At 47.1% G+C, this 18,245-nt stretch carries 18 protein-coding genes; 9 read left to right on the top strand and 9 right to left on the bottom strand.

Annotation, left to right across the window (positions count from 1 at the left end; genetic code table 11):
• The first annotated feature begins 22 nt into the window (after nucleotides 1-22).
• The 3 genes from thiS to thiH are packed head-to-tail and all read left to right on the top strand — an operon-like array spanning nucleotide 23 to nucleotide 2,119.
• Nucleotides 23-226, top strand: coding sequence for a sulfur carrier protein ThiS (gene thiS / locus PG915_RS01090; protein ID WP_112463160.1), 204 nt, complete (start codon nucleotides 23-25; stop codon nucleotides 224-226).
• A gap of 3 nt (nucleotides 227-229) precedes the next feature.
• The gene (locus tag PG915_RS01095) at nucleotides 230-997 is read left to right on the top strand and encodes a thiazole synthase (protein ID WP_353497519.1); all 768 of its coding nucleotides are present in this window, start codon (nucleotides 230-232) and stop codon (nucleotides 995-997) included.
• 9 nt (nucleotides 998-1,006) lie between these two features.
• Nucleotides 1,007-2,119 carry a 2-iminoacetate synthase ThiH gene (gene thiH / locus PG915_RS01100; RefSeq protein WP_353497520.1) on the top strand — a complete coding sequence of 371 codons (1,113 nt, stop codon included), beginning with the start codon at nucleotides 1,007-1,009 and terminating at the stop codon, nucleotides 2,117-2,119.
• A 77-nt stretch (nucleotides 2,120-2,196) separates the two neighbouring features.
• On the opposite strand, the gene PG915_RS01105 is transcribed toward thiH, so the two are convergent.
• Both PG915_RS01105 and PG915_RS01110 read right to left on the bottom strand, forming a co-directional pair.
• Entirely contained in the window at nucleotides 2,197-3,984 is a 1,788-nt protein-coding gene (locus PG915_RS01105; RefSeq protein ID WP_353497521.1) for an aminopeptidase P family protein, read from the bottom strand.
• Nucleotides 3,985-4,105: 121 nt separating this feature from the next.
• Nucleotides 4,106-5,047 (bottom strand): LysR family transcriptional regulator, encoded by a 942-nt coding sequence (locus PG915_RS01110; RefSeq protein ID WP_353497522.1) that lies wholly within the window; start codon nucleotides 5,045-5,047, stop codon nucleotides 4,106-4,108.
• A 118-nt stretch (nucleotides 5,048-5,165) separates the two neighbouring features.
• Here PG915_RS01110 and PG915_RS01115 point away from each other — a divergent pair, with 118 nt between their 5' ends.
• Entirely contained in the window at nucleotides 5,166-6,353 is a 1,188-nt protein-coding gene (locus PG915_RS01115) for a multidrug effflux MFS transporter (protein WP_353497523.1), read from the top strand.
• Nucleotides 6,354-6,444: 91 nt separating this feature from the next.
• A complete protein-coding gene (locus PG915_RS01120; RefSeq protein ID WP_353497524.1) occupies nucleotides 6,445-6,729 on the top strand; it encodes a hypothetical protein in 285 nt (94 codons plus the stop codon).
• Between the two features lie 90 nt (nucleotides 6,730-6,819).
• On the opposite strand, the gene PG915_RS01125 is transcribed toward PG915_RS01120, so the two are convergent.
• From PG915_RS01125 to PG915_RS01140, 4 genes are all read right to left on the bottom strand, one after another.
• Nucleotides 6,820-7,272: a DoxX family protein gene (locus tag PG915_RS01125; RefSeq protein ID WP_353497525.1), complete on the bottom strand. Its 453-nt coding sequence runs from the start codon at nucleotides 7,270-7,272 to the stop codon at nucleotides 6,820-6,822.
• A gap of 1 nt (nucleotide 7,273) precedes the next feature.
• Nucleotides 7,274-8,047: a DNA-binding domain-containing protein gene (locus PG915_RS01130; RefSeq protein ID WP_353497526.1), complete on the bottom strand. Its 774-nt coding sequence runs from the start codon at nucleotides 8,045-8,047 to the stop codon at nucleotides 7,274-7,276.
• Between the two features lie 2 nt (nucleotides 8,048-8,049).
• Complete coding sequence (locus PG915_RS01135; RefSeq protein ID WP_353497527.1) at nucleotides 8,050-8,907, bottom strand: DUF692 domain-containing protein; 858 nt, start codon at nucleotides 8,905-8,907, stop codon at nucleotides 8,050-8,052.
• Between the two features lie 173 nt (nucleotides 8,908-9,080).
• Entirely contained in the window at nucleotides 9,081-9,341 is a 261-nt protein-coding gene (locus tag PG915_RS01140; RefSeq protein ID WP_112463168.1) for a DUF2282 domain-containing protein, read from the bottom strand.
• Between the two features lie 259 nt (nucleotides 9,342-9,600).
• Between PG915_RS01140 and uvrD the strand changes: the two genes are divergently transcribed.
• Entirely contained in the window at nucleotides 9,601-11,775 is a 2,175-nt protein-coding gene (gene uvrD, locus PG915_RS01145; protein WP_353498633.1) for a DNA helicase II, read from the top strand.
• 717 nt (nucleotides 11,776-12,492) lie between these two features.
• Here the strand turns inward: uvrD and PG915_RS01150 are convergent.
• The 3 genes from PG915_RS01150 to rarD form a co-directional block, all read right to left on the bottom strand.
• A complete protein-coding gene (locus PG915_RS01150) occupies nucleotides 12,493-13,149 on the bottom strand; it encodes a LysE family translocator (protein ID WP_353497528.1) in 657 nt (218 codons plus the stop codon).
• 21 nt (nucleotides 13,150-13,170) lie between these two features.
• Nucleotides 13,171-13,962 (bottom strand): AraC family transcriptional regulator, encoded by a 792-nt coding sequence (locus tag PG915_RS01155; RefSeq protein WP_353497529.1) that lies wholly within the window; start codon nucleotides 13,960-13,962, stop codon nucleotides 13,171-13,173.
• Nucleotides 13,963-14,059: 97 nt separating this feature from the next.
• Nucleotides 14,060-14,962: an EamA family transporter RarD gene (gene rarD, locus PG915_RS01160; protein ID WP_353497530.1), complete on the bottom strand. Its 903-nt coding sequence runs from the start codon at nucleotides 14,960-14,962 to the stop codon at nucleotides 14,060-14,062.
• 205 nt (nucleotides 14,963-15,167) lie between these two features.
• Here rarD and recQ point away from each other — a divergent pair, with 205 nt between their 5' ends.
• The 3 genes from recQ (at nucleotide 15,168) to PG915_RS01175 (ending at nucleotide 18,179) form a co-directional block, all read left to right on the top strand.
• Entirely contained in the window at nucleotides 15,168-17,003 is a 1,836-nt protein-coding gene (gene recQ / locus PG915_RS01165; RefSeq protein WP_353497531.1) for an ATP-dependent DNA helicase RecQ, read from the top strand.
• Nucleotides 16,996-17,298 (top strand): DUF3630 family protein, encoded by a 303-nt coding sequence (locus PG915_RS01170; RefSeq protein WP_353497532.1) that lies wholly within the window; start codon nucleotides 16,996-16,998, stop codon nucleotides 17,296-17,298. The genes recQ and PG915_RS01170 overlap by 8 nt, the downstream gene beginning before the upstream one ends.
• 209 nt (nucleotides 17,299-17,507) lie before the next feature.
• Nucleotides 17,508-18,179 (top strand): 7-cyano-7-deazaguanine/7-aminomethyl-7-deazaguanine transporter, encoded by a 672-nt coding sequence (locus tag PG915_RS01175; protein WP_353497533.1) that lies wholly within the window; start codon nucleotides 17,508-17,510, stop codon nucleotides 18,177-18,179.
• Nucleotides 18,180-18,245 lie beyond the last annotated feature (66 nt).

Genomic DNA, 18,245 nt, shown 5'->3' on the forward strand with positions numbered 1-18,245 from the left:
GATTTTGCACGCGAGAACAAAAATGATTCAAGTAACAGTTAATAACACATTACAGAATACGAAAAGAGACAGCCTACTCGAGGATCTTATTAAAGGTCTCGATATCGATACCCATGGGTGTGCCATTGCGGTCGATGACCAAATTGTGCCACGAACTGAGTGGTCGACGTTTGTCGTCAAAAATGACATGTCCATTAACATCTTCCAAGCCATTGCAGGGGGCTAATTCATGCTAACAATTGCCAATAAAACTTTTGAATCACGTCTGTTTACTGGAACCGGAAAGTTCTCGGATCAGTCTCTTATGGTTCAGGCTATTGCGGAAAGTGGTTCACAGCTAGCGACGATGGCGCTCAAGCGCGTAGATCTACAAGGTCAGGATGACAACATCTTACGACCATTGATTGAGAACAAGATTAATCTGTTGCCTAACACTTCAGGCGCTAAGAATGCCAAAGACGCCATCTTCGCTGCACATCTTGCTAGAGAAGCATTGGGCACGAATTGGCTGAAGTTAGAGATTCACCCAGATCCGAAGTACTTACTACCAGACCCGATCGAGACGTTAAAAGCTGCCGAGCAGCTAGTTAAAGATGGATTCGTCGTTCTGCCATATTGTCATAGTGATCCAACGCTATGTAAGCATCTTGAGGAAGTAGGGTGTGCCGCTGTGATGCCACTTGGAGCTCCAATAGGAAGCAACAAAGGCATCGTCAGTAGAGACTTTTTAGAAATTATAATCGAACAAGCGAACGTTCCGGTTGTGGTTGATGCAGGTATCGGGGCACCATCACATGCAGCGCTTGCGATGGAAATGGGGGCTGATGCTGTCTTGGTCAATACCGCTATCGCTGCTGCCGCTGATCCGGTTGCTATGGCTAAAGCGTTTAAGCTAGCAGTAGAGTCAGGAAGACTAGCATACGAAAGTGGTCTAGCAGGTACCGTAAATCATGCCGTGGCCTCGAGTCCGCTAACCGCGTTTCTAGATTCAGAGTAGGAGAGCAAAATGAGCTTTGTTCAGGAGCATGCTAAGTATAACTGGGATGATATTCGTCTTTCTATTTATGCGAAATCGGCGCGTGATGTAGAGCGAGCACTGTCTAAACCGCGACTCGACTTAGAAGACTTTAAGGCACTTATTAGTCCTGCCGCAGAACCCTACTTAGAACAAATGGCTCAGCGTTCATATGCATTAACTCGAAAGCGATTCGGGTACACCATGTCCATGTATATACCTTTGTACCTTTCCAACTTGTGCGCCAATGCTTGTACCTATTGCGGTTTTTCAATGGAAAATCGCATTAAACGAAAGACGCTCAGTACTGAAGAAATAGAGCGTGAGTGCGACGTAATCAAACAGATGGGTTTCGACAATATTCTTTTGGTCACAGGTGAGCACGAGAACAAAGTAGGTATGAAATACTTCCAACAAGTGTTGCCAGAAATCAAAAAGCACTTTAGCTATTTGGCGATGGAAGTTCAGCCTTTGGATACCCAAGAGTATGCGTCCCTAAAACAGCACGGCCTCGATGCTGTCATGGTTTATCAGGAAACGTATCATCGCTCTACATATGCGCAGCACCATCTTCGCGGCAATAAAATGGATTTCAACTACCGACTTGAAACGCCTGATAGATTGGCACAAGCAGGAATCGACAAGATCGGCATTGGTTCACTAATAGGATTAGAAGAGTGGCGCACCGATTGTTTCTTTGTTGCAGCCCACCTTCAGTACTTAGAGAGCCGTTATTGGAAGACACGATACTCAATTTCTTTTCCGCGACTTCGACCTTGTGAGGGCGCATTACAACCGAAATCGGTGATGACAGATAAGCAACTAGTGCAGCTTATCTGCGCCTACCGCTTGTTCAACAATGAAGTCGAACTCTCACTGTCGACTCGTGAATCCGCGACCTTCCGCGATCAGGTTTACCCACTAGGTATCACGAGTATTAGTGCAGCATCAAAAACTCAGCCAGGTGGCTACGCGGATGACCAAGAAGAGCTAGAACAGTTCGCAATCAGTGATGAGCGCAGTGCTGCTATGGTTGCTGAGTCGGTGAAACGTGTTGGTATGGAACCGGTTTGGAAAGACTGGCATCAGTCCTACTCAGGTTAGATGTCTAACCATGTTTCACGTGAAACCAAAAAGGCGCTGGAATTCCAGCGCCCTTTTATTTCTTCGAGCCTAACGAGCTAGAGCGGTTGGCAAGCTGTTTCCAGCCAAGCTAGTGCATCACAGGTAACTAGTGGTGAAACGTCATTCCACACTTTTTGGTGATAGTCGTTCAACCAAGTGATTTCTGTTTCCGTTAGCATATCAGCCACGATGTTGCGCTTGTCGATAGGGCATCGAGTAAGTGACTCGAAACCAAACATAGAACTATCACCAGCTGTTGCTTTCTCAACGACCAACTCAAGGTTCTCGATACGAATACCGAACTCATCTGCACGGTAGTATCCTGGTTCGTTTGATAGCACCATACCAGGTACTAGCGGCGTATTGTTTACGGCTTTCGCGATGCGCTGCGGTCCTTCGTGAACACTCAGGAAGTGGCCGACACCATGGCCAGTGCCATGGTCATAATCAAAACCATTTGCCCACAAATGTTGACGAGCTAGAACGTCCAGTTGATGACCACAAGTACCCTTCGGGAATAGTGCGGTAGCCAGACCAATGTGACCTTTTAGTACCAATGTAAACTGGCGCTTCATCTCATCTGTTGGGGTACCTATCGCAATGGTACGCGTGATGTCAGTGGTACCATCGAGGTACTGGCCACCTGAATCAACCAAGTACAAGGTATCTTGAACTAGCGATCCAGGAACCTCTTGATTCGCATGGTTGTAGTGACACATGGCCGCGTTACCTGCGGAGGCAGAAATAGTATCGAAACTAAGATCTATCAAAGTTGGATCAACTCGGCGGAATGCTTCCAACTTGTCACTGACTACTGCTTCATCAGAAAGGTTGCCTTTAGCGACTTCACTATCGAGCCAGCTTAAAAAGTTAACCATTGCTGCGCCGTCGCGCACATGGCTGCTACGCATGCCTTCAACTTCAACGCTGTTCTTGGCCGCTTTTGGCATTAAACATGGGTCAGCAAGGTCGAGAAGTTTGGCACCATATTGCTCCAACTTTAGCTGAAACCAAGCATTACTTGTCGCTGGGTCTAGGGTGACTTTTTTGCCTTTCAACGATTCTAGTTCAGTCTCCAAAGACGATGGAAGGCAGACTTCAACACCTGCACCTACATGGTCGGTAAATTCGTTCATGTCATCGATGCGCGTTGGGTCAATAAAGAACTTAGTTGAGCCATCTGAGTAAAGGATCGCGTGAGCCAGCAATACAGGAAGACGTGAAACATCAAGACCGCGGACATTTAAAAGCCAGCAAATTGAATCAAGCTCAGTAATGATAGCGGCATCAGCGCCACTGCTTGCTAGGTTTTGTGCTAGCTGGGTACGTTTATCTAGGCTTGATTGGCCGACCTTGTCTAGTGGCATTAAACGAACGTTACTTAATTGAGCAGCTGGGCGATCGCTCCAGAAAAGATCAATTGGGTTATCGTTAACAGCAACCAGTTCGTAGCGACCTGCAAGTTTTTCTAGTGCATTCTGGTACCAGTTACCTCTATGCATGCGAGGGTCTACACCGATTCGAGCACCGAGCTCAAGAGTTTCAATCGACCAATCCAGCGGTGGCTGCTCGATAAGGTGACAGTATTCAAAACTATCTGCTGGAACTTGCTTACGAACTTGAACCGTGTAGCGACCATCGACAAAAATAGCGGCTCTATCTCGCGTGACAACAGCAGCACCCGCAGAGCCGGTAAATTGAGTTAGCCAATGAAGACGCTCGTTATGAGCGGGTACGTACTCGCCTAAGTACTCATCTTCATGAGCAACAATAAACGCATCGAGGTCGTTGTTAGAAAGCCAAGATTGAATCTGTTCAACACGGCCAGAAATATGTTCCTGCATCTGTAGTTCCTTTGTCATGGCGAAATAGGTCACCTTGCTATTATTTTGGTCTATAAGCTAGCGCTTTTGTGGACGATATACAAACGATTCTGCGAGTCGGTTAGCAGGCTCTGCGTGTCGCCTAACGTAAGTGAAGCGTCTTTTGTCGAATGATGTCGATAAGCCAATTGAGCGCCGGATCGCGATCTCTATCTTTGTGCCAAAATAGAGTGTAAGCCATTGGAGGAAATTCGAGTGGCAATGGAAGCACACGCAATCCCATTTGCTCGGCAACAAGATGAACAAAATGCCGAGGAGCGGTAAACACAAAGTCAGTGTAACTGCACAGCGCAGCAGCATTGTTGAAATCAGGTACAGTGATAGCGATATCGCGTTCCTTTCCCATGTCGGCGAGTTTGTAATCTAGAAGCCAGCGATCGCTACCATCGCAGCGCACCTGTACATGACGCATTGACAGATAGGTTTCAAGATCCCAAGGTTTAGTGAGTACAGGATGATCGGTTCGTACTAAACACATTTGATTATCCCGGTAGACTTCTAACTCCTGAATGTCTTCTGGCGGCAGTAGGGTTCTCTGAGCATCACGGATGTCGATGTCTTTGCCGGTGATCCCTAAATCTAGTTCGCCTTTTTGCATTTGCTCGAACGTGGCTTCATTCCATGCATGAGTGCTTATGCTCAGGTTAGGTCCTTGGCTAAATATTGCAGGGAGAAAGTGAGGCATGATGAGAGGATAAACGCTTTCTACCGCAGCTATGTGAAATCGGTATTCACTTGACGTTGGGGAAAACTCTGGCGGTGCAGTGATGGCCTGCATATGAGCCATTAGCACATCTAACTTGGGCTTAAGTTGCAGCGCGCGAGCTGTCGGAGATAATCCGTGGGCGTGGCGAGTGAAGAGTGGATCGTCAAACAGTTCACGCAGTTTCGATAATGACTTACTCACCGCGGATTGCGTTAGGCATAACCGACTCGCAGCGCGGGTCACATTGCATTCTTCAAGTAGCACTGACAGGCACAAGAGTAGGTTGAGGTCGATCCGACTTAGCTTTTCTAGGTTCATCGTGTGAAATTCCTCGTAGGAATAATACTAATGAGTATAAACCATTTCTGCTCATATCTTAATGGATATAGAATTGCGTCTTCATTAACTCGTTTTACTATTGCTAAGAGGCACCCCGTTGCAAACCACACCTTCGAAAGTCCAACTTGCTGCATTAGTGATGTTGGTATTTTTTAGCCCTTTGGCCATCGACATCTATTTGCCAGCGTTAACGCAAATTTCTTCTACGTTTGATGTAGCTCATACGCGTGCTCAAGATACGATTACATGGTTTTTGTTTGCTATGGGTGTAGGACAGCTGTTCGCGGGACCACTTGCCGATAAACTCGGACGTCGAACGGTTGCCCTTGGCGGCATAGTGATCTACGGCTTGAGTGCTTGCTTGGCGTGGGCAGCTCAATCCATTGAGTGGATGCTAGTCGCAAGGCTGCTACAAGGCTTGGGTGCGTGCGCGACATCTGTGGCAGCCTTTGCAACCGTTCGCGATATGTTTGGACCAGAGCGTAGTGGCAAGATGATCAGCTACCTTAACGGAGCTATTTGTTTTATCCCTGCATTGGCGCCGATTTTAGGCAGCTATCTAACGCAGCAGTTTGGATGGCGTGCGAACTTCAGCTTCATGGCGGGTTTTGCGTTGTTCGTAGGTGTTATGGTTGTTCTTAACATGAGAGAGACCAATCCGCAGCAAACCAATCAGAAGTATTTCGCACTATCTAGATATACCCATGTCCTTAATACGCCGACGTTCTTGTTTCATGCCACTCTGTGTTTATTGGCTATGGGTGTAATACTTGCGTATGTCACGTCTGCACCAGTGGTACTGATGGAAAACATGGGTCTGTCGATGAATGCCTTTACGTTTTGGTTTGGCCTTAATGCGGTATTTAACATCGCAGCCTGTCTGCTCGCGCCAAAAATGATGGATAAGCTTGGCACTCACAAAACACTGCAATTTGGTATCGTGACTTTGTTAGTCGCCGGAGCCTTAATGGTATGGGGAGCAGAGCTTCAAACACCGGCTTCGTTTATGGTACCTGTTATTTTGTCTTCAATAGGCTTTGCTCTCATCCTTGGAGCGGCTGCCGGTAAAGCATTGGCACCATTTGGCGATAAAGCGGGTACCGCCGCTGCTCTACTCGGACTATTCCAAATGAGTGGAGCGGGTCTGTTAGTTGGTTTGATGCAGCGTGCTGGGCTAGAAGCGCCATACATGATTGCTTTGCAGATGTGGTTGGTACTGCCAGCACTGTTCATTCTCAAAAGCAAAGTTGGCAAAGGTTGGCATCAAACAGTAAAAATTGGCTAATTAAAAAACGATTAGGTTTTCCAATTTAAGAAACGGGTGTATATTTAGCTTTATACACCCCGTATTTATTTATAACTGGATAAACGCAGTAATGTCTTTGACTACATACGAAATGGCTCGTGTTCTCGAGCAAATGGAAGAGTCTCCAGAAAAGATCATGTTTGGTAAATTGCTTAATGAATTAGGCAACCAAAGTGAAGAGCGTATTCGCAGTGCTGCAAAGCAAGTTCCAATTCATGTGCTTCGTGATATCGTTTACCAATTTCAACAAGTGATTGAGTCTCGCAAGGGTGAGCAAGTAGAAACATTGGCCAAAGAATTGGCCGAGCAAGGGATCTCAGTAGAAGAGCTGAAAGCGTTTCTTGCTAGCAAATAGTCGTTAGTTTTTAAAAAGCCTCGCATATCTATGCGAGGCTTTTTACTTTCAGTAAGCCCGACTATTTTGACTCAATAATCAGATCTTGAATCAGGTTATTTGTGAACGAATTACTTTGTCTGCAGATAGTGGTCCTGGACCCCATACAACCACTATGAGTATCATTAACCCCCAAAGCTGGTGGTCATAGAACCCTTTCTCCCAAAGTAGTGGGTAGGAAACAACAGCAATAATATTGAATACAAACAAGATGGCAGCCATGGGTCGAGTAAATAAACCAAGCGCAATAAACACAGGCAAAATTAACTCTGCGGCCGTTCCCATATAGGCGGCTAGCTCCCACGGCAAAATAGGCACTTGGTATTCAAGCTCAAACAGATACAGAGTGCTGTCCCAAGAGCTAATCTTCGTCATTCCCGATTTAAAGAATACCCAAGCTACCCAGAGGCGACAGAATAGCAGCAGTAGGGGCACGAAGCCGCTTTGTAGCGTATCAATAAGCTTGTCATAACTAACAAGCCAGTGAGATAAGGTCGTTTTCATATCATGCTCCTTGTGAGGTGTCGTCATGGAGAGTAAATCCAGCTACAACATCCAAAGCGAATAAACTTGGTAGTGCTGTTAGAAGAGCAGGATTAATGAAGTTAAGGGGTTGTTGTGAACCGAGGGCATTGAGCAGTTCAAGAACGTTGTCGTCGAGAACGTGAAGCGTGCTGGTCGATAGTCCTTGTTTAATAATCAACACGTTTTCAGGTTGATTGATTTCAAAACCCTCTAGGTTATTGCTATGTATCGCGCTCACAAGGCTGGCGATAGCATATTGAGATTGCAGCACAATGTGATTTGGTTTCACATGAAACACTAAGTTGCCATGTTGTGCTTCTGGTACACGCTGCATGTTAACGAGTGGCTCAGTTGGTTCTTTCGCCTCATTTAGAGGGTGTTGATTGAGTGAGTCGATAGCCCACTCAAGTCTTATAACATCGATTAAATAGGGCACGGCATTAGTGATGTTATCAAGCTCAGAGACAGACTCAGCAAACCCTTTGCCATAGTCGGCGACGTTACCTGTTGTTGGTGGATGATGGATCACATGGTGTTTTGCCATCGACTGAAAACATTCCTCACCAACAAGCTGCAAGGTGATCGGGTAGCAAGCTTCGAGCACTTCACTCAAACTCAACACAAAATTGTTGCGATAAATCTGAACGCGATCATCGGCGCTAAAGTGGTCTGCGATAATGAAATGCTCTATGCCACCATCTTGGCTGCGCAAAGATTGGCTGAAAGCCGATTGCAATTCGTGAAGGCTAATCATAGTTAAGCCCTCCTCAGAGTCGTGTTGTGACACTCAACAAGCATGTCGATGGCCTTCTCTGCCTCTTCAAGTAGCACCTCGGGTGCTGGAATATCCAGATCCCACTCAATGAGTGTGTGCACGGCGGCGTGATGATTGTTCCATTGCCGGTACAGCTCCCAAACCTCATTGGAGACTCTCGCGCTGTGGGTATCAATCCAAATCTCGCCTTGCTCAAGTTGTTTGCGTGTGAATCCGGCCAAGTGGATCTCATCAACTGTGTCTGGGTCTATCGCACTTAAGTAGCGGTTGGCGTCGTAGCCATGGTTGAAGCAGGAAACATGGACATTGTTTAGGTCGAGCAGTAGGCGACAATCAGTGCGACGCTGCACTTCAGCGAGAAACTCACATTCTGGAATGGTTGAGTGCTGGAAGCGTAAATAGCTCGATGGGTTCTCAATTAATAGTGGGCGTTGAATCGCATCTTGAACCTGAAGTACGTTTCGACAAAACAGATCTAATGCCTCTTCGGTATAGGGCAGTGGCAATAGGTCATTGAAATAGTGGCCGCCATGCTCGCTCCAACTTAAATGGTCAGAAACTGCAAGTGGCTGGATATCGTTAACCAATCGCTTGAGCTGTTTTAGATGATCGGTATTTACCTTTGATGCTGAACCGAGTGATAGACCAATACCGTGGCAGCTGATATTGACCTTTTCACGAATCGCTATCAGCTGTCGATATTCAGTGCTATGGGGCTGAAAATAGTTTTCGCTGTGGATTTCTAGCCAGCCCACGTTGTGAGCGTTGTGCTCAAAATAGTCGAGGTGGGGTGTGCGTAATCCTACACCGACAAGCTGAAAGGCACGACTTCGATCCATGATGATCTCCCAGATCTGTTGGCTTCTGTGGGTAAGCTGTAGAAAACGGAAGGGGCGTATAATCACGCCCCTCCGATAGTGCTGTAACTTGAAAGCGTATGGACAAACAAAGTGAAGACAAAATGACAATCAAGCTATACAGGCCGTATTACGGCTTTTTGCACGCGAGGCAATTATGCTGACTCTGTGCTGCCGCCAACCAGTTTGTCACATAGGCCTTTAGGGACGACAACGAACGCATCTTTTTGGTTATCTTCTTTCGCAGTACCCGCACATGAGCTGGTTTTGGTTGCACAGTCATTTTGACCAGCTTTCGACACGCCGTAGCACTTTTCTTTGTCAGCTGCATGTGCTGGTGCTGCGCCAAGTGTTGCACCGCCAAGAGCGATTAGACCGGTAACTGCTGCAGTGATAGCTAGATTCGTAGTTTTCATATTACTTTCCTCGAGACTTGATCCTTGATGTTTATTTTCACAGGTCACTGTTTGCGACTTGCTTAACCAATAGGATAGGAAGCCAAAGCTAAATCTTTCAAAAAGATCAAAAAATATTTACTAAAATGTTAAATGTCATCTTATGTGTATGATATTGAAAGGGTAATTGTCTTTTAAAAAAACAGAACTTTTTCTGAAATGGTGAGACTGTTTGAGTTATAATCAACGGATATGTATAAATAACCAGTAGCTAAGACTCATCATGGATCCTTCTCTTCTTCTCGACGGTCTCAATGACAAGCAGCGTGAAGCTGTTGCAGCCCCTCTAGAGCACATGCTCGTCCTTGCCGGAGCCGGCAGTGGTAAAACGCGCGTGCTTGTGCATCGTATTGCTTGGCTTATGTCGGTTGAGAACGCCTCTCCGTTTTCCATTATGTCTGTGACCTTTACCAATAAAGCGGCTGCAGAGATGAGAGGGCGTATTGAAGAGCTGATGATGGGCAGTGCTTCTGGTATGTGGAATGGTACTTTCCACGGCATTTGTCACCGTATCCTGCGCGCGCATTATCTCGACGCTAAGCTGCCGGAAGACTTCCAAATCATCGATACCGACGATCAGCAAAGGCTATTAAAACGTCTCATAAAGGCGCAGAATCTGGATGATAAACAGTGGCCAGCACGCCAAGCAGCTTGGTGGATCAATGGCAAGAAAGATGAGGGGCTGCGACCTCAGCATATCGACAGCTACCAAGATCCGGTCACTAAGACGTATCTGCAGATCTACACCGCTTATCAAGAGGCGTGTGACCGTGCTGGGCTGGTGGACTTTGCAGAGATTTTGCTGCGTGCTCATGAACTGCTGCGTGACAACAAGTTTGTTCGCGAGCACTACCAAGCGCGCTTCAAACACATTCTGGTGGACGAGTTCCAAGACACCAACAACATCCAATACGCTTGGCTACGAATGATGACCGGCGCTGACTGTAAGGTGATGATTGTTGGTGATGATGATCAGTCTATTTATGGCTGGCGTGGTGCTAAGGTTGAAAATATCCAGAAGTTCTTGGATGAGTACCTAGGCGCGAAAACCATTCGCCTTGAGCAAAACTACCGCTCAACCAAAACCATCCTTGAAGCTGCCAACGAGCTGATTGCCAACAATACTGAACGTATGGGTAAGGAGCTATGGACGGAAGGTAACGAGGGTGAAAAGATTTCCGTTTACTCTGCGTATAACGAGCTGGATGAAGCGCGTTTTGCCGTGGGTAAGATTAAAGAGTGGCAAGATAAAGGCGGCAGCCTGACAGACTGCGCCATGCTATATCGAAACAACGCCCAATCCCGTGTTCTGGAAGAAGCCTTGATCCAAGCGCAGCTGCCATACCGAATCTATGGTGGTATGCGATTCTTCGAGCGTCAAGAAATCAGAGATGCCTTGGGCTATTTGCGCTTGATGGCCAATCGCAACGATGACGCTGCATTTGAGCGTATTGTGAATACGCCGACTCGTGGGTTGGGGGATAAAACCTTAGATACCATTCGTTTCGCCGCTCGTGATCGTGGGGCAACACTATGGGAAGCAAGTATTGCACTGCTCGATGAGAAGGTTCTCGCTGGGCGAGCAGCAGGTGCGTTGTCGCGTTTTATTGAGCTTATCAACGCACTCGAAGACGACACGTTTGAATCGCCGCTTCATGAGCAAACTGACCATGTGATTAAGACCTCTGGGCTATTTGCTATGTACGAGCAAGAAAAGGGCGAGAAGTCTAAGGCACGCATTGAAAACTTGGAAGAGCTGGTAACGGCAACGCGTCAGTTTGAGAAACCTGAAGAAGCAGACGATATGACGCTGCTGACGGCGTTCTTAACCCATGCAGCGTTAGAAGCCGGTGAAAGTCAAGCTGATGAGTTTGATGATGCGGTGCAACTAATGACACTGCATAGTGCCAAAGGTCTCGAGTTCCCAATGGTGTTTATGGTGGGTGTTGAAGAGGGCATGTTCCCTAGCCAGATGTCGGCAGAGGAAGCGGGCAGGTTAGAGGAAGAGCGTCGCCTCTGTTATGTGGGTATGACCCGGGCGATGGAAAAGCTGTTCATCACCTATGCCGAGATGCGTCGCTTGTACGGTCAAGATAAGTATCACAAGCCATCGCGCTTTATTCGCGAGTTGCCAGAAACGTGTCTGCAAGAAGTTCGCATGAAGGCGCAAGTAAGCCGTCCAACGACAGCGGGTCGTTTTAGTCAAACAGAAGTAAAAAATAACTTCAACGAAACGGGCTTTAATCTAGGTGAGCGTGTGATGCACCCGAAATTTGGTGAAGGAACGATCATCAACTTTGAAGGAAGTGGTCCACAAAGCCGTGTGCAAGTCGCCTTTAATGGTGAGGGTATTAAGTGGTTGGTGACGCAGTACGCCAAGCTGGAAAAGCTATAACCGACTGGCTATGGAATTATAAGTGCAAAAGGAGCTTAGTTATGAGCTCCTTTTTTGTGTCATACGGATTTGAATTATTGAATTTTAGATAAAGAAAAACCCCGAGGGCTTGCGCCCTGCGGGGTTATAGCTTTACTCGCAGCAATCCGGCTACTAATAGTGCTCCATGCATCTAATCCATGATAGTGTGCTGTATTCCGTCAGCTTAGTCCTTTCGTCGCCTTCCTAGCGGTGTCCTAATGATCTTATCCTGATCGGCTAACAATCCTCGTTAGCGCACTTCACTTGTTCCCTGAGCGGTGTCCCTGACATCATCCTGATGCTAAGTCCTTGCCTCATCCAGAGGTGTCCATTGTCTTTCCTTAGTAGTAACCATCCTAGTTACTATTGCGTCCATTCAATGTCCAATTTGCTATCCATGCCGATCATTCATCCTGAATAACCGTATCTTCTTCCTGAAGATGCCCAAATCCCTGAGCGTTTCCTGTTCCGTGTCAGCATCCTTCCGACATGGTTGATATTAAACGAAACTGGCCTCGGAGCAATCCAATCAAGCAGTAATAATCCATTGTCTCAACAAAGAAAAATTACCCCTTCCCATTTAAAAACAATGACTTATGATATTTTAGGGTGGAATGCTTGTAGCACGAAGCGATAAACACCTAAGCCTTTGTGAGAGATCTCGCACACGTCGCGTGTCGAATGGCGCAAAATACCCTAAAGGCTGGAAATCACCTGTGTGAAGATGGTCACACCAATTCCCGAAAACAGCACGCCACACAGACCATCGATGTAGATGGCGGCAGAGCCTAGCTTGCGTTGCATGCGCTTAGTCGACAGCGCCCAAGCCAAAAAGGAGAACCAGGCCAAGGAAAGCGACCATAGAATCACGAGTGCGGCCACTTTACCCGGAATCGACATGGCAGATGGCACCAAGCTAGACATCAAGCTGATAAAGAACACTAAGGCTTTCGGGTTGAGAATATTGGTGGTAAAGCCACGAGAGAACGCTTGTCTTCGACTTGAAAGCAGAAGACTTGGGTCATTGGCAAGATCACTTGACTGGTGGCGCTGCGGCCATCTACTCCATACGGAGCGTAAGGCGCCGATACCTAGGTAAAGCAAATAGCTGCCGCCAGCGATTTGCACGACGGCAAACAATGTGGGGTGCTGATGAACGATATAGCTAACGCCCGTTAGACTGAAAATCGAGTGCAGCAAGATGCCAAACGACAACCCCAGAGCAATATAAAAACCAGTCTGGCGTCCAAATCGAGTCGCGTTTTGTACCACAAGCGCAAAGTCTGGTCCTGGGCTCATAAGCGCAACAAAGTGCACCGTAGCCAGTGTCATTAGGATAGTAATTTCATTCATGATCGTTCTAAGAAAACTAAGTTAGTTAATGTTTGAAGGAGAAACGCCATAGACGTTTCGAAATGCCTTACTAAAGTGTGCTTGGTCGTAAAAACCGGTTTGCAGTGCGACTTGAATTGCGCTCTTTCCGGCCTTCATCAGTGTCATACTCTTCTCAAGCCTTAGTCTGGTTAGCCAAGCATGCGGTGACATACCGGTTGCCAGTTTAAATTGGCGATGAAACTGCCTTGGGCTCAAATCGCAAAGTTTAGCAAGCTGCTCTAGGCGGATTGCTTGGTCGAGGTTTGCCATTACATAGTCTCGAATTAGCTTGAGCGATTTAGTACCAATGGCATGTGTCTCGGTAGAGAGTGGTTTGCCGTGTCGGTCTAGTATGTTCTGAAAGCTATCTAGAGGAATGCAATCCAGCGCTAAGGCACTCACTTGGTTGGTACTGAGCGTTTGATGCGTATCCAGCAGTGAGCGAAACAATCCAGGCTCGCGAACAATGGGTGAGTGAAAGCCCAAACCGCCTGAGCTGTTACTCATCGAAAATTGTGTTAGCCAAGGTGGAGAAACCGCCAGGACTTTTACCTCATAGCCTTCTTCAAAGCGCGCTTGCCCGTCATGGAGCTCATCCGGTGGCATCAAGACCAAGTCTCCAGGGCCACTGGTGTACGACGAACCTTTTAGCTGAAACTGCTGCTGACCACTGACAATCAACCCAAAGTGATAGTCAAGATGGTAGTGCTTCTGAAATGCAAACTTTTTGTACGAGCCGTTAATGAGATTAATATCTGGGATCGGCGACGACAGGTAGTCTATCTTCTCCATATGATCTCCTTCTATTAATAACATTGGCTCCAGTATAGGAGGTGAAAAGGCGAGGTGTCTTGTAAAAAATGGACACCTCACACATCAAATTTCGGTCTTAACGCTTCTTGTTGGCTCGGTTGGTTTTTAGTCCATCAAAGCTAAACACCACCAATGCACCCCAGATGAAGGAAAAGGTGAGCGCTTTATCTAAGGTAAAGGCCTCGCCATACACGAGTGCGGCCAGTAAGAACATTAAGCTAGGACCAATGTATTGGAAAAAGCCAAGAGTCGACAGCTTCAAGCGCGTCGCGGCACCGGTAAAGCACAATAGTGGCAGTGTGGTGATGATACCTGCTGAGATTAGCAGTACGTTCAGTGTCGTGCTGTTGTCCATCATATTTGAGGTCGCCGTATCCGCGATGAACAGCACGTAGATAGCGGCTGCTGGCAGCATCACTAAGGTTTCAATGAACAGCCCTGTTTGCGCATCTAAACTGACTTTTTTACGCAGCAAGCCGTATAAACCAAAGCTCATTGCCAGCGCAAGGGCAACAACGGGTACCGAGCCAAATGCAATAAGCTGAATCAGAACACCGATGGTAGCAAGTGCGACCGCAAACCACTGCAGTTTTCTGAGTCTTTCACCCAAGAACAGCATGCCGAGTATTACGTTGATGAGCGGGTTGATGTAGTAACCCAGGCTAGCATCGAGCATGTGATTGGAGTTAACCGCCCAGATAAAGATAAGCCAGTTAACACCAACCAGTAGTGCGGTGGTGACTAAGTAAGCCATCTTCTTTTTTGAACGCAGCACATCGCGAACGCTGCGCCATCGTCGACCAAAATGAAGCAAGACGGTCAGTAACACAAATGACCAGATCACACGGTGACTGAGAATTTCTAAGGGAGAGACGCTGCCTAGTGCTTTAAAGTAGATAGGGGCAATACCCCACATTGTGTAAGCACCGATGGCGAGTAAAACGCCTTGTTTGGCTCTTTGTTGTTCTTCTAATGACATGCAAATTTTCTCAAGAGCAGGTCTGTGACCATAAAAGGGGAGGAAAGCGTTTGAGTATAACGTGTTGTGTAGTTTTGGACTATTTAATGCTCGATCTGATGCTACTTTTTCTTCACCTCGCAGAGTAAATTGAGTTTCCTTCAAGTGACAACCCCTCTACAATGTAGCGTTTTCGACCAATCAAAGACTTTCATCAGGATATTGCATGACCGCTGTACTCGCTGCAGAACAATCTGAATCGTCACCCAGTTCGCAGTCGGTCTTAGAGTCCGTTTTCGGCTATCAAGAGTTCCGTCCGGGACAGCAAGAGGTTATCGATAGTGCCATTGCGGGTAACGATGGCCTAGTTATCATGCCAACCGGTGGCGGTAAATCGCTGTGTTATCAAATTCCAGCCTTGGTGAGACCCGGTGTGACACTGGTTATCTCGCCACTAATTTCTCTGATGAAAGATCAAGTTGACCAACTCAAAGCTGACGGCGTCGCTGCAGAGTGCATTAACTCGACTCAGTCGAGGGAGGCGTTGATTGATATCTATCGCCGCATGAACAGTGGACAGATCAAGTTGGTGTATGTGTCACCAGAGCGCGTGTTGATGCACGACTTCATCGAAAGATTAGAGCATATTGAGCTGTCGATGATTGCAGTGGATGAAGCGCACTGTATTTCTCAGTGGGGGCACGATTTTCGCCCTGAGTATGCCGCGCTTGGTCGACTAAAAGAGCAATTTCCCTATATACCAGTTGTGGCGCTGACTGCAACGGCCGACGATGCCACTCGCAAAGACATCATCCACAGACTCAATCTGCAAAACCCTCAAGAATACTTGGGCAGTTTTGATAGACCCAATATTCGCTACACCTTGGTCGAGAAGCATAAGCCTGTCTCACAGATCGTGCGCTTTCTTGGCGAGAACAAGGGCGGCAGCGGAATCATCTATTGTGGTAGTCGTAAGAAAGTGGAAATGCTCACGGAAAAGCTGTGTGGCAACCACATCCGAGCGGCGGGTTATCACGCCGGAATGGACATTGATGAGCGTGCTTATGTTCAGGATGCGTTTCAGCGCGACGATATTCAGGTCGTGGTGGCGACAGTGGCCTTTGGTATGGGCATTAATAAGCCGAATGTGCGCTTTGTCGCTCACTTTGATATCCCACGTAATATTGAGTCTTACTACCAAGAGACTGGCCGAGCCGGGCGCGATAGTTTGCCCGCAGAAGCGATGATGCTTTACGATCCTGCCGACATGGGTTGGCTGCGCCGCATGGTGGATGAAAAGCCCGAGGGACCACAAAAGCAGGTCGAGAGTCATAAGCTTAATGCAATGAGCGCCTTTGCTGAGGCGCAAACCTGTCGTCGTCAGGTACTGCTTAATTACTTTGGTGAGTACCGAGAGCAGCCTTGTGGTAACTGCGACATCTGCTTGGATCCACCTAAGCATTTTGATGCTACCCAAGAAGCACAAAAGGCGCTCTCTTGTGTCTATCGCGTAAATCAAAGCTTTGGTATTAGTTACGTCGTGGAAGTGCTGCGTGGTATGTCGAATATCCGTATTCGCGAGCATGGTCATGACAAGTTAACCACTTATGGCATCGGCCGAGATCATAGTCATGACTACTGGGTGAGTATCTTTAGGCAACTGGTGCACAAAGGGTTACTGAGTCAGAACATCACTCGAAACTCTACGTTGCAGCTTACAGAAGAAGCGCGTCCTCTGCTACGCGGTGAAACCACGCTAGAGCTTGCCGTACCAAGGCTCGATACCGCCGCGCGCAGCGCAAAATCCGATAAGCTGGCATCGAAACACTACGACAAGAAGTTGTTTGCCAAACTACGTAAACTGCGTAAGTCGATTGCCGATGAAGATGGCTTGCCACCGTATGTGGTGTTCAGTGACGCTACCTTGATTGATATGGCAGAAATCTTACCGACCTCGTATGGTGAAATGCTTGCCGTGAACGGGGTGGGTGAGCGCAAGTTAGAAAAGTATGCCGATCCTTTCCTAGACTTAATACAGGAGCATTTAACTGGTCATGGCTGATTTTGGTCTTCGAGAATACATTGAAGAGGAAGGCAAACTGCTTATCGTTACTCCTTCCTTTGATTTTGATAGCTTTGATTCACTAGCGATGTCGATGCTCGATCTGCTCGGCGCAACTGTGGTTGAAAAGCAGTGGGACGCAGACATTCACTCTTGGCTGGTGGATTTTGAAGGCTGCCGCATGCTTTTAAAAGGTGAGCACTACAGTGAATCAATGTGGCTTGAGGCTTTAGATATCTCTGCGAGCAAAGAAGAGTTTGATTTCTTAGAGGGGCTATTTCGTCGCGGCTTTTGACATAACGCATTCAGTCGTTAGCTCGAAAACGTTTGCTATATTATCCTCTATTGCGCGCCAAGTTGATTAATGTATAATCGCCCGCCGCTGAGCTTAGTTAATCAAACAATGAGTTAAATAAGCGGCACAACAAACCATTTTATTAGTCACTCGAGGCTTTGCCTCAACTTGGGTTCCCTCAACCCCAAGCAAAACGAAAAAGGTACAATATGAACTCGTTTTCCCCTGCGCAGCAGCGCAAAGCCCTGACATTTCTTGTTTTATTTCACTTGGTGATCATCGCATCCAGTAATTACTTGGTGCAGCTACCGTTTACTATTTTCGGTTTCCACACCACGTGGGGCGCATTTACTTTCCCATTCATTTTCCTTGCGACCGATCTGACCGTACGTATCTTTGGTGCTGGTTTAGCCCGTAAGATCATCTTCTTGGTCATGCTGCCTGCGTTGGCGGTGTCGTATGGATTATCAGTATTGTTCTTTGAAGGGCAGTTCCAAGGCTTTGGACACTTAGGTGAATTTAACCTGTTTGTTGCTCGTATCGCTGCGGCAAGTTTTATGGCTTACCTGTTGGGACAAATCCTAGATGTGCATGTTTTCAACCGCCTGCGCCAAATGAAGCAGTGGTGGGTGGCTCCGACATGTTCAACACTGTTTGGTAACGCGCTGGATACGCTGGCTTTCTTTGCTATCGCATTCTACCAAAGCCCAGATCCGTTCATGGCAGAGCATTGGACGGAGATCGCCTTGGTCGATTACGGCTTTAAACTGGTGATCAGTCTTGGTCTGTTCGTTCCAATGTACGGCGTGCTGCTCAACTTCTTGGTGAAGAAGCTTACTGCAGTGAACCCAGACTTAAAGGTGAGCGGTGTAAAAGCCTAATGAATCTCTAGAAGCTAAATATAAAAAATCCCGAACGGTTTGGTTCGGGATTTTTTTTACAGCAAT

The sequence above is a fragment of the Vibrio sp. CB1-14 genome, assembly GCF_040412085.2.
Lineage (GTDB): Bacteria > Pseudomonadota > Gammaproteobacteria > Enterobacterales > Vibrionaceae > Vibrio > Vibrio chaetopteri.